This window comes from Pseudomonas sp. SDO5591_S426 (assembly GCF_054070755.1).
Genome location: NZ_JBSVXD010000185.1, coordinates 1 through 10,631, shown reverse-complemented (window position 1 = coordinate 10,631; position 10,631 = coordinate 1). Strand labels below are relative to the sequence as shown.

The 10,631-nt window shown below is 56.6% G+C and carries 12 protein-coding genes; 3 read left to right on the top strand and 9 right to left on the bottom strand.

Annotated elements, in window-relative coordinates:
* Positions 1–63 precede the first annotated feature (63 nt).
* From ACW9JC_RS25090 to ACW9JC_RS25070, 5 genes are all read right to left on the bottom strand, one after another.
* Positions 64–798 carry an amino acid ABC transporter ATP-binding protein gene (locus tag ACW9JC_RS25090; RefSeq protein WP_015093699.1) on the bottom strand — a complete coding sequence of 245 codons (735 nt, stop codon included), beginning with the start codon at positions 796–798 and terminating at the stop codon, positions 64–66.
* On the bottom strand, positions 795–1,466 hold the full coding sequence (locus tag ACW9JC_RS25085) for an amino acid ABC transporter permease (protein WP_060541848.1): 672 nt from the start codon (positions 1,464–1,466) through the stop codon (positions 795–797). Before ACW9JC_RS25085 ends, ACW9JC_RS25090 begins: the two co-directional genes overlap by 4 nt.
* On the bottom strand, positions 1,466–2,212 hold the full coding sequence (locus tag ACW9JC_RS25080; RefSeq protein WP_338584973.1) for an amino acid ABC transporter permease: 747 nt from the start codon (positions 2,210–2,212) through the stop codon (positions 1,466–1,468). Before ACW9JC_RS25080 ends, ACW9JC_RS25085 begins: the two co-directional genes overlap by 1 nt.
* 194 nt (positions 2,213–2,406) lie before the next feature.
* Positions 2,407–3,321 carry a glutamate/aspartate ABC transporter substrate-binding protein gene (locus ACW9JC_RS25075; RefSeq protein WP_338584974.1) on the bottom strand — a complete coding sequence of 305 codons (915 nt, stop codon included), beginning with the start codon at positions 3,319–3,321 and terminating at the stop codon, positions 2,407–2,409.
* Positions 3,322–3,597: 276 nt separating this feature from the next.
* Complete coding sequence (locus ACW9JC_RS25070; protein WP_457458322.1) at positions 3,598–5,223, bottom strand: glucan biosynthesis protein D; 1,626 nt, start codon at positions 5,221–5,223, stop codon at positions 3,598–3,600.
* 415 nt (positions 5,224–5,638) lie between these two features.
* Between ACW9JC_RS25070 and ACW9JC_RS25065 the strand changes: the two genes are divergently transcribed.
* Entirely contained in the window at positions 5,639–5,824 is a 186-nt protein-coding gene (locus ACW9JC_RS25065; RefSeq protein WP_416129881.1) for a hypothetical protein, read from the top strand.
* A 48-nt stretch (positions 5,825–5,872) separates the two neighbouring features.
* Here ACW9JC_RS25065 and ACW9JC_RS25060 read toward each other — a convergent pair whose 3' ends face one another.
* The 3 genes from ACW9JC_RS25060 to ACW9JC_RS25050 all read right to left on the bottom strand — a co-directional run bounded on the left by ACW9JC_RS25060 (position 5,873) and on the right by ACW9JC_RS25050 (position 7,146).
* Positions 5,873–6,163 (bottom strand): type II toxin-antitoxin system RelE/ParE family toxin, encoded by a 291-nt coding sequence (locus ACW9JC_RS25060; protein ID WP_338584976.1) that lies wholly within the window; start codon positions 6,161–6,163, stop codon positions 5,873–5,875.
* Entirely contained in the window at positions 6,141–6,389 is a 249-nt protein-coding gene (locus ACW9JC_RS25055; protein WP_150728218.1) for a CopG family ribbon-helix-helix protein, read from the bottom strand. The genes ACW9JC_RS25060 and ACW9JC_RS25055 overlap by 23 nt, the downstream gene beginning before the upstream one ends.
* A 250-nt stretch (positions 6,390–6,639) precedes the next feature.
* Positions 6,640–7,146 (bottom strand): BRO-N domain-containing protein, encoded by a 507-nt coding sequence (locus tag ACW9JC_RS25050; protein WP_338584977.1) that lies wholly within the window; start codon positions 7,144–7,146, stop codon positions 6,640–6,642.
* Positions 7,147–7,696: 550 nt separating this feature from the next.
* On the opposite strand from ACW9JC_RS25050, the gene ACW9JC_RS25045 reads away from it, so the two are divergent.
* Positions 7,697–8,734 carry a hypothetical protein gene (locus ACW9JC_RS25045; RefSeq protein WP_457458318.1) on the top strand — a complete coding sequence of 346 codons (1,038 nt, stop codon included), beginning with the start codon at positions 7,697–7,699 and terminating at the stop codon, positions 8,732–8,734.
* 226 nt (positions 8,735–8,960) lie between these two features.
* Here ACW9JC_RS25045 and ACW9JC_RS25040 read toward each other — a convergent pair whose 3' ends face one another.
* Positions 8,961–10,445 (bottom strand): APC family permease, encoded by a 1,485-nt coding sequence (locus ACW9JC_RS25040; protein WP_457458316.1) that lies wholly within the window; start codon positions 10,443–10,445, stop codon positions 8,961–8,963.
* On the opposite strand from ACW9JC_RS25040, the gene ACW9JC_RS25035 reads away from it, so the two are divergent.
* Positions 10,444–10,631 (top strand): hypothetical protein (locus ACW9JC_RS25035; protein ID WP_457458314.1); only part of this gene is annotated, 188 nt, incomplete at its 3' end. The two genes, ACW9JC_RS25040 and ACW9JC_RS25035, sit on opposite strands and share 2 nt — an antisense overlap.

Here is a 10,631-nt window from a genome sequence, read left to right as displayed (position 1 = left end):
TTTGAAAGGCAAAATCAAAAGATCGCAGCCTGCGGCAGCTCCTACAGGGGAGACCGTACAGCCTTAGTGTTGGAGGATCTTGTTGAGGAAGTGCTGCGTACGCTCGGCACGGTGGCTGATGTCGCCGAAGAACTCTTCTTTCTTGCAGTCTTCGATGATCTTGCCCTGGTCCATGAAGATCACGCGGTCGGCCACTTTACGGGCGAAGCCCATTTCGTGGGTCACGCACATCATGGTCATGCCTTCGTGGGCCAGTTGCACCATCACGTCCAGTACTTCGTTGACCATTTCCGGGTCCAGTGCCGAGGTCGGTTCGTCGAACAGCATGACGATCGGGTCCATCGCCAGCGCACGGGCAATCGCCACACGCTGTTGCTGGCCACCGGACAGTTGGCCGGGGTGCTTGTGGGCGTGGGCCGAGAGACCAACGCGCTCGAGCAATTGCAGGCCTTTCTTGGTGGCCTCTTCCTTGCTGCGACCCAACACCTTGATCTGCGCGATGGTCAGGTTTTCGGTGATGGTCAGGTGCGGGAACAGTTCGAAATGCTGGAACACCATGCCCACGCGGGAACGCAGTTTCGGCAGGTTGGTCTTCGGGTCGGCGATGGAGGTGCCGTCGACCACGATGTCGCCTTTCTGGAACGGCTCCAGGGCGTTGACGCATTTGATCAGGGTCGATTTGCCGGAACCGGATGGCCCGCACACCACGATCACTTCACCCTTTTTGACCTCGGTGCTGCAATCAGTCAGTACCTGGAAGTCCCCATACCACTTGTTGATGCTTTTGATAGAGATCATACGGCGAACCTTTTTTGCAGACGCTTGACCAGCAGCGAGGCGGAAAAGCTGATGATGAAGTACACGAGACCCGCGAAAATCAGGAACTCATTGGAGCGGCCAATGATGTCGCCACTGGCGCGCGAAGCATTGAGGAAGTCCACCAGGCCGACGGCGTAGACCAGCGAGGTGTCCTGAAACAGGATGATGCTCTGCTGCAACAGCAGCGGCGTCATCTTGCGGAACGCCTGCGGCAGGATGATCAGGCGCATCATCTGGCCGTAAGTCATGCCCAGTGCCTGGGCAGCGCCCATCTGACCCTTGGGAATCGACTGCACACCGGCACGGACGATTTCGCAGAAGTACGCCGCTTCGAACATCATGAACGCCACGATGCAGGACGCGAACGCGCCGATCGGCGTGTCTTCACCGGTGATCCAGCGCAGCACGAACGGTACCGCCAGGTAGAACCAGGTGATCACCAGCAGCAACGGGATCGAACGGAAATAGTTGACGTAGGCGCCGGCCAGGTTGGACAGCAGTTTGTTGTGGGACAGACGGCACAGCGCCAGGATGGTGCCGAGGATGATGCCGCCGATCACGCCCATTGCCATCAGCTTGAGGGTCATGACCATGCCGTTCCACAGGCCCGGCAGGGACGGGATGATGCCCGAGAAGTCGAATTCCATCATTTACCCCCTACGGAGATCAGGCCCGGTACGGCGACTTTCTTCTCGACCATGCGCATCAGCAACATCAGGCTCATGTTCAGGGTGAAGTAGATCAGCGTGGCCAGGGTGAAGGCTTCGAACAGGTTGGCGGAGAACTCGGCGGTCTGTTTGGTCTGCGCGAGCAACTCCATCAAACCGATCAGCGAGGCCACGGAGGTGTTCTTGAACACGTTCAAGAATTCCGAGGTGAGCGGCGGAATGATGATCCGGTAGGCTTGGGGCAGCAGCACGTTCCAGTAGATCTGCGGCAGCTTGAAACCCATGGCGCGGGCCGCGGATTCCTGGCCTTTTGGCAGGGCCTGGATACCGGTGCGTACCTGTTCGCAAACGCGGGCGGTGGTGAACAGACCCAGGCACACGACGACGCTGAGGAAAGCCGAGGTGGTCGGGTTCAGGTCCTGCTTGTACCACTCCTGCAGGTCGGCAGGTAGCAGATCGGGTACCAGGAAGTACCAGATGAACAGCTGAACCAGCAGCGGCACGTTACGGAAGAGTTCAACGTAGCAGGTGGCGATGCCCGATACGATGCGGTTCGGCACGGTACGCATGACGCCCAGGATCGAGCCCAGTGTCAGGGCGATGATCCAGGCCGCGATGGCGATGCCGATGGTCCACGCCAGACCGGACACATACCAGTCGAGATAGGTCTCGCTGCCCACGCCGGTGGACTTGAAGAACACGCCCCAGTCCCAGTTGTAATTCATTAGGGTCTCCCCTCGGATTCGATCGATGTACAAGTTCCCGCTTGGGGGAAGCTCCGTTCCCGCCCGATCTTGACGATCAGGCACACACGATCGGCTCGACAGCCACCGGTCCGAGTGTTTCCAAAAATGCCAGCAGGGAGTGACAACCTCCTGAAAGGGCAGTGGCCCTCTCAGGAGATAAGGTTAGTCAGAAATCAGGACTTCTTGTCGTCAGCCGCTTTATCGGTCGGATTGGCGATCAGGGCCTTGAGCTCGTCGCTCATCGGGAAGTTCAGGTTCAGGCCTTTAGGCGGGATTGGCTGCATGAACCATTTTTCGTAGATCTTGTTGATCTCGCCCGATGCGTAGGTGGCCTTGATGGCGTCATCCACAGCCTTTTTGAACGGCTCGTCGCCTTTGCGCACCATGCAGCCGTAGATTTCGTACGACTGTGGAGTGCCGGTCACGGCCCAGTCACTGGCCTTCTTGGCCTTGGCGGCTTCACCGGCCAGCAGGGCGTCATCCATCATGAACGCTACGGCGCGGCCGGTTTCCAGCATCTGGAAGGACTCGCCGTGGTCTTTGGCGGAGATGACGTTCATGTTCATCTGCTTGTCGGCGTTCATCGACTTGAGGATGCGCTCGGACGTGGTGCCGGCGGTGGTCACGACGTTCTTGCCAGCCAGATCAGGGAAATCCTTGTACTTGGAGTCTGCCTTGGACAGCAGGCGGGTACCGATTTCGAAGATGCCGACGGAGAAGTCAACTTGCTGCTGACGCTCGACGTTGTTGGTGGTGGAACCGCATTCCAGGTCAACGGTGCCGTTCTGCACCAGCGGGATACGGGTTTGCGAAGTCACCAGGTTGTACTTGACCTGGAGGTTCGGCATGTCCAGGTCTTTCTTGATGGCTTCAACGACTTTCAGCTGGATGTCGTGGGAGTAGCCGACCGGTTTGCCGGAAGCGTCTGCAATGTAGGAAAACGGAATGGAAGCGTCGCGATGGCCCAGGGTGATGACACCGGACTCTTTGATCTTCTTCAGGGTGCCGGTGAGTTCGGCGGCGAAAACTGGCGTGCTGATCAGAGCGGCAGCAATGGCTGCGCCCAGGATATGGGGAACGATGCGCATCAAATTTTCCTCGACATTGTTTTTTTTATGGAGCCAGTTGTTCGGCCCTTTTGTGCTGCAAATGCCAGAGCGCTACTGAGAGTGCGCGCAAAGGACATCCGTCGAAGAAGTGTAGAGCATGACTCGTGCCAGACCAGTGCCAATTGATCAAACTATTGATTTATAAGGAAATTAAATATTTGTGGCGCTTATTTTCAGGTTGAAAAATCCGGTTATCCGAACCGACCCGCAGGTCGCGTTCGGAAAACCGAATGGTGGCAGGGTGCTACCCGCGGATCACGGGTATTTGCGCTTGTCCGGCGCTGGCGGGAAGTACTGGTACAACCAGGTTTCACTCAGCGTGCGGTCGTTGGTGCGAATGAACAGGCGAAGTTCGACAGGCTCGACGCTGTCATTGGTCGGGTACCAGTCGAACAGGATGCGGTAGCCCTTGATGTCATCGAGCTTGAGCACGCTGAAATCCTTCACCTCGCCGTTCGAGCACGTGACCACCGGCTCGATGCCCGTGCCTTCCGGCAAGCGGTCCAGGCCACCGCCGGTGAAGTCCACGGCAAAGCGCCGTGCCCAGACCGGTGGGTAATGCTCGCCCGGCGCCCAGCCTTCAGTGAAACCGCCCATGCCGGAACGGGTCGCATGAACCCGCGCCAGCGGCGTGCCAACCGGCGGCAGCGCGCTCCAGTAGAGTTTGTAGCCGTAGTTCAGCGAGTCGCCGGCCGCCACCGGTTTCTTCGGCGTCCAGAACGCGACGATGTTGTCCATGGTCTCGCCGGTGGTAGGGATTTCCAGCAGATCGATCGAGCCTTCGCCCCACGAGGTGGTCGGTTCGACCCACAGGCTCGGACGACGGCTGTACCAGTCGACGGTGTCCTGATAGCTGGCGAACTCGTGATCGGTCTGCACCAGGCCAAAACCTTTCGGGTCGGTGTCGGCGAAGGCGTTGAATTGCAGTTTGGCCGGGTTGTTCAGCGGGCGGCAGATCCATTCGCCGTTGCCGCGCCACATCGCCAGGCGATCGGAGTCGTGGATCTGCGGGTGAATGGTGTCGCACATACGGCGTTCGTGGGTTCCGCAGCTGAACATGCTGGTCATCGGCGCGATGCCCAGTTGATCGATGGCGGTACGCGCGTTGACGTGGGCATCGACTTCCATCACCACGCGCTCGGCCTGGCAATCGATATCAAATCGGTAAGCACCGGTGGCACTCGGCGAGTCGAGCAGGGCGTAGACCACGAAGCGGGTGCTGTCCTTGTCCGGCGTCTCGAACCAGAACTTGGTGAAATCGGGGAATTCTTCACGCTTCTTGGCGTAGGTATCGATGGCCAGACCGCGGGCCGACAAGCCGTACTGGCCGGTAGCGTCCACCGCGCGGAAGTAACTGGCGCCGAGGAAGGACACCACGTCGTGCTTGTCCAGTTCCGGCGCCTTGAACAGCTTGAAGCCGGAGAAGCCCAGGTCGCCGGTGAGTTGCTTGGTGTCGACGGTGGTGTTTTCGTAATTGAACAGCGACGGACGGAAATGTACTTCGCGCGCCATTCGGGTTTTCGGATCGACGCTGTACATGCGCACCGGCTGCTTGAAGCCCATGCCGACGTGGAAGAACTGCACGTCCAGCTGACCCTTGTTGTCTTTCCACAACGAATGGTCGCCGTCGTAGCGGATCGCGTTGAAGTTCTGCGGGGTCATTGTTGCCAGGGTCGGCGGCAGCACCTGCTTGGTGTCTTGATAGCGATTGCTGGCCAGTTGCTTGGCCTGCACTTTCAGCGCCTCGAAATCGAAGGCCTTGGCCTCGCCATCGGCGGTGCCGGTAGCGGCCCAGGCGCGGGCGGCGAGCAAACCGCTGGCAGATAAACCGGTGTAGGCAGCGATGGCCATGGAGGCTTTGAGCAAATTCCTGCGGTGCATAAATACAACCTGTCGTGAACAATCCCGCGCCGTTCCTGGCACGTGCTGGATCAGAAAATTCGGTTCGGACCATGCCTTCGGCCAAACGCAACGGACTTTAAACAGATGCCGGATAGCTTAAACCGTTCGATTGCAGAGCAAAATTGATTGATGGCACCGCGCTAGTTCGGCAATGAAACAAGACATGTCGGGAAACATTTCCGACAGGGCCTTCTGATTTCCAGGGCATTTCTGCTTTTTTCGACTAATTACTCTAAAAACCGCTTTTCAGCGCCGTGATTGTTTCTATTCTGTGCTCATGACCGGTTTATGCCCTTCGGGCCGGTGCGGTTCAGTTGGCACGAGGCGCTGCTGAAAAAGGGATAGGGCGATGCGGTTTCTGAAGTTTTCTTTGACGTAGAGAAGGACATCGTCCATGTCGAAAGTACAAGGCATCACCGAAATGTTGGGAATCTTTCCATGCCTGGCCAGCGGGCGGCGCAGACGCCGTCTCAACAGTGAGGAACTGAAATTGGTGGAACGCTATCGGGAATTGTCGGAGAGCGACCGGATTGCGATGAGGTATCTGGTGGATGCGATGAGGAGTGTTTCGCGGTTTTGAAGAAGGCGGGTATTCAGTCGCGGCAAGGTAGTCGCGGCTGAGTGCTTTCTACCAATCTTGCGAGCGCTCCATTCGCTGATGGAGCACTCGTAAAACTTGAATTGTTCCTTGAGAAAATCGGTAAGGAGCAATGAACGGATAACGATCAAGAACCAGTTCTCGTACATCCGGCATGACGGAAGGTCTGCCTGAGCCAGGAAACACTTCCAGCTGTTTGAAGGACTTCAAAATCGTCGAGATGATTTTAATGGCGGCGTCTGCGCCTGCAGTCTCTCGGTAGTGTTCGTGGATATTGTCGAGGTCGCTTTCCGCTTTTTCAGTCAGTACTACGTTCGGCACGTTTTTCCCACTTAGCCTTCACGGCATCCAGATCGGTGAGTTTTCCAGCATCCGCATCAGCTATACCCTCGCTGATGGCTTGCAGATGCCAGGACTCGGCTTCCACATATCGAACCAGTGCACGCTTGAGATGATATTGACGGTCGCGATCGGTCGCGGCCGCCAGTTGGTCCAATTGTTGAGCCAGAAGCTCTTCGACGCGAAAAGATAAAACGGGCGAGGCCATAACGGCTTTCCTCAAGGTGTATACGCTGTAAACCACGTAAACACCGTAGGTTGTACCGTCTTGTTCGTCAACCCTCAATTCGTGCCGGGTAAAAGACACTCTAGTCAGTGATGCCGCAGTGGACGGAGGGGAAATGTTGCGAGTGATTGCTTTGTAAGGAAATTTTCCGCTGACGGTGGGGCGAACGCTGCCATGTTCATACGACAAACAGGGCAGACGGTAGAGTCCGCCCCGTTTTCATCCTCAACACTCAGCGGCAGATGCCTGCAACCGGATAGGGGCGCTGCACCAGCATCAACTCAGGCATATCACGCCACTTGATCCAGGCGTGATGTTGGTAATGCAGCAAGGGCACTGAAACTCCAGCCCAATTCAAAGAACTCAGGCTCGGCTGGTTTTCCACAGGCTCTGCTTTCAAATCACGCAGCGAGGGTATGACTTCATTGCTCAGCCACTGGCGCAGGTTGCGGTTTTCCGGGACGAAGTGGTGAACCAGCAAGGCGTACATGCCTGATTCGCTGACCATCAGGGTTTCGACTGTTCTGCCGTCCTTGAGCAGCCAGACGCTGCGGCGTTGGTCTGGGTCGAGTTTCAGGGTGAGGCGTTCGTTCAAGGGTTTGCCCATCAAGCGGCCTAGGTCCTGAACGCAGAGCCAGGCTTGGTTGTCTTGCATGAAGGCATGGAGGAAGCGGTTGTGGCGGGTGAAGACGGTGGGATCGAAATAGGGAAGAGGCGAGCTTTGAGGATGCATTGGCATGGCGTGTTTTCCGTTTTGGCTTGGAAAGTCGCCACCAACCCTTCGACAGGTTGGGTGGCGGACCGAGTGGCGTTCGAAGTCGGGACACTTCCAGGTCAAAACGGAAGCCGAAAGGCCCGCGCCACACGGCCCGCCATAAAACAGAACTGAAGGCAAAAAACAGCCACAGTTCTATGGGGGCACGCAAGCACCGTTTTGACATGTTCCGGCTTCGACTCCGGGTCGCTGATTTGGCAGCGACGGAGTGAAGCCTATCGGTCAGGCGCTCGCGGCGCCAAGTCTACTCTGGCGACGCGTGTTGTAGGAATCGAGGGTTTTTCAGGAAGGCTGTATCTGTAGGAATTTCCTGTTTTTGCATCTACCGAGGTGACATAGCGTTGCGCCCCTGATTTTTCCTATAACTTTTCCGGGTTCAAGAATGGACTGCAGATTTTTCTGCATTGATCGAGTTTCCAGCCAGTGCTTCTTCTATAAAACGCTTGTGGGAGGCGCGAGTTTTTTCAGAAGAGTCCAGCGAAAAAAACGTTCTTTCTACAAGTCAGGGAAGCAAATGCAGACGATCGTTGTCCGTTATCTCGAAACGGTGATCAATAAAATTACCGGCGGATCCAGCCAAGTCGTTCTGGGAACGGAAACTTACGAAGATATCCGTGAAACACTGATTGCAGGGATGCCGCGCTCCAAGCCGGGGACAGCCCCACACCCCGTTTTCCTGACCAAATGCTTCATCAATGACAGCAATCACCTTTGGCGACTCGAATCGATAAAGTCGACCGCCGCCACGGCTACGCGGCCCGCTGTTTTTTCGGTGCTGATTCAAAGACAGGATGTTTCTAAAGAGATTTTTCTGAATCAGACGCTGAAAAAAGACAAAAGCTTGAAGCTACAGAAACTTCTGGGGCGCCAAGGGAAACTGGTCGAAGTGGACTATGGGTTCGTGCAGCGAAGCGCACGCACAGATGCGTCGAGCAAGTCCAACAAGCGCTACATGGACACGCTGCTTGAGGCCGAGATGCATAAGCGCAGGCTTGCTGTCGTTGTGAAGGTGATATCAAAAAATCTTGTTCAGGTTGCCCCTGTGACATCAAGAGCTATTGCCGTCGAAGACAGGTCAGCCTTCAAGCTGGAACAGGCTACCTTGGACAAAATGCCTCGCTACCAAAACAGCGGAAAAGAAAGCTATGTGCTTTGCAGCATGCTTGAGTGCGTTTCGACCCAACGAATTTTGCCTCCAATCAGCTATTTCGGCGACGGGAGGGATACAGGGAGGAGCGTTAAGTACCCTGTTGCGCTGAGTGTCACCGAGAGCAAGTTGCTGAGGTCTGCGCTGATTCACGCCGTGGGAGCCTCCGGTTATGTTCCGTACAACGATTTACTTCAGGCTCAGCTTAAAGCTCAAAAGCTGCAGGAGGTCGTCGACCAACTCAATACAGAGTTGGACATTCGCAATATCGCATTGAGGCAGCTTGTTGCTGTCCAGAAGCTAGCTAAAAGGTGGGCGACGGATATGGGACTTGAGTATGAGGATGAGCTCGAATTTCAACGAAATCTGGATGCCGAAAATGACGTCGCGGTCACTGTTTTTTGACAAGCAAAACGAATTGACACCGCCTTCATCGGTTAATACCATGTAGCCCACATGGTCTGGCAAAGAGAGCAGAACTCTACCCAGGCGACAGGGTTAATACCCTCTTCTGTGAAAGTAAAACCGCCTTCAGGGGCGGTTTTTTTATGTCTGATCAAAAGCTCAATAAGTTTTAGCAACCTCAACCCTGCCCGCATCGCTGCGGGCAGCTCGTCCGATCAACGAACTATTACCGACTAACCTTCCAAGCATCCCCCGCAGGCGCCGTCCCGTGGTCATACGGTTTGGCAATCCACATGTAAAGCAAGCCCAAACCAATCACGATGGCCGTGCTCAGCACCATTGCATAGTTCATGTACCACGCCGCATCCGGTGTACGCGGCCAGGCCATGTTGATGATGGCGCCGACGCCGTAGACCAGCGCGCCGATGTTCACCGGCCAGCCCCAGGCGCCAAGGGTGAATTTGCCGTTGGGTTTCCAGCCTTTTAGGCGTGCATAGAGTGCGGCGAGGACGATCATCTGGAACGCCAGATAGATGCCGATGGCGGCGAAACTGACGATGGTGGCGACTGCGTCTTGCAGGAAGAAGCCGAGGATGATGATCAGTGCCGGCAGGACACCGGACACGAACAGGGCGGCAACTGGAACCTGGGTCGTAGGAGAAATCTTCTTCAGCAGTCGGCTGCCGACGACCATTTCGTCGCGAGCGTAGGAATACAGCAGACGGCTCGCCGCCGCTTGCAAGCTGATGACGCAGGAGATGAAGGAAATCATCACCACGCCCATCACCATTTTCGAGCCGACCGGGCCGAAGGCGTTGTTGAGGATGGTGCCGACCGGGTCCTTGTCGGTGCCGTTGATCACTGCTTGCATGTCGGGTACAGCGAGGATCAACGCAAGGCAGGCGAACATTGCCGCGATGCCGCCGATGTAGATGGTCATGCGCATGGCAATCGGGATTTGCTTGCTCGGGTTCGGGGTTTCTTCGGCCACGTCGCCGCAGGCCTCGAAGCCGTAGTACAGGAACATCCCCGCCAGCGATGCGGTGAGGAACGCAGGCAAGTATGAGCCGTTGATGCTGATGTCGAAGGTGTTGAACAGCACGCTGATCGGTTGATGACGCTCGAAGACCAGCAGGTAAACGCCAACGATCACCGCGCCCACCAGTTCACAGAGAAAGCCGAACATGGCGATGCGCGCCAGCACTTTGGTGCCGCTGAGGTTGACCAGGGTTGCGAACAGCGTCAACACCAGCGCGATGACGATGTTGGTGTTGTTGCTCGGTTCGAAACCGAGCATGGCGGCGAGGTACGGACCGGCGCCAACCGCAACGGCGGCGATGGTGACGCACAGGGCAATGGAGTAGATCCAGCCGACCATCCACGCCCAGCGTTTGCCCACCAAGCGGCGAGCCCACGGGTACACGCCACCGGAAATCGGGAACTGCGAGACCACTTCACCGAAGATCAGGCACACCAGCAACTGGCCGCAACCGACCAGCAAATAAGCCCAGAACATCGGTGGCCCGCCAGCAGCGAGGCACAGGCCGAAGAGGGTATAAACCCCTACGACCGGAGAGAGATAAGTGAAGCCCAGGGCGAAGTTTTCCCACAGGCTCATGCTGCGATTGAAGTTGGAGGTGTAGCCCAGTTTGCGTAGTTGCTCGGCGTCGCTGTCGGCAACGGCTGCAGAGAGATCGGGTGATGCACTCATGTGTGTTCGCTCCGGAAAATCGGCAGATTTCGGATGTCCGAAACCATGGCGGGGCTTTGAGGGCGCCGCCAGGATCGGTGGTTATTGTTATTTGAGTTGCGGTGAATCCTTGGTGTGTATCGCCGACATCATCCGTGTGTCTGCTGAAAAGATCGCAGCCTGCGGCAGCTCCTACAGGATGTACGG

Bases quoted from the DNA above. Each gene is read 5' to 3' on its own strand.
- ACW9JC_RS25055 (WP_150728218.1), bottom strand. From the start codon at position 6,389: ATGGCCTCGCCCGTTTTATCTTTTCGCGTCGAAGAGCTTCTGGCTCAA.
- ACW9JC_RS25075 (WP_338584974.1), bottom strand. From the start codon at position 3,321: ATGCGCATCGTTCCCCATATCCTGGGCGCAGCCATTGCTGCCGCTCTG.
- ACW9JC_RS25040 (WP_457458316.1), bottom strand. From the start codon at position 10,445: ATGAGTGCATCACCCGATCTCTCTGCAGCCGTTGCCGACAGCGACGCC.
- ACW9JC_RS25065 (WP_416129881.1), top strand. From the start codon at position 5,639: ATGTCGAAAGTACAAGGCATCACCGAAATGTTGGGAATCTTTCCATGC.
- ACW9JC_RS25085 (WP_060541848.1), bottom strand. From the start codon at position 1,466: ATGGAATTCGACTTCTCGGGCATCATCCCGTCCCTGCCGGGCCTGTGG.
- ACW9JC_RS25080 (WP_338584973.1), bottom strand. From the start codon at position 2,212: ATGAATTACAACTGGGACTGGGGCGTGTTCTTCAAGTCCACCGGCGTG.
- ACW9JC_RS25045 (WP_457458318.1), top strand. From the start codon at position 7,697: ATGCAGACGATCGTTGTCCGTTATCTCGAAACGGTGATCAATAAAATT.
- ACW9JC_RS25050 (WP_338584977.1), bottom strand. From the start codon at position 7,146: ATGCCAATGCATCCTCAAAGCTCGCCTCTTCCCTATTTCGATCCCACC.
- ACW9JC_RS25070 (WP_457458322.1), bottom strand. From the start codon at position 5,223: ATGCACCGCAGGAATTTGCTCAAAGCCTCCATGGCCATCGCTGCCTAC.
- ACW9JC_RS25090 (WP_015093699.1), bottom strand. From the start codon at position 798: ATGATCTCTATCAAAAGCATCAACAAGTGGTATGGGGACTTCCAGGTA.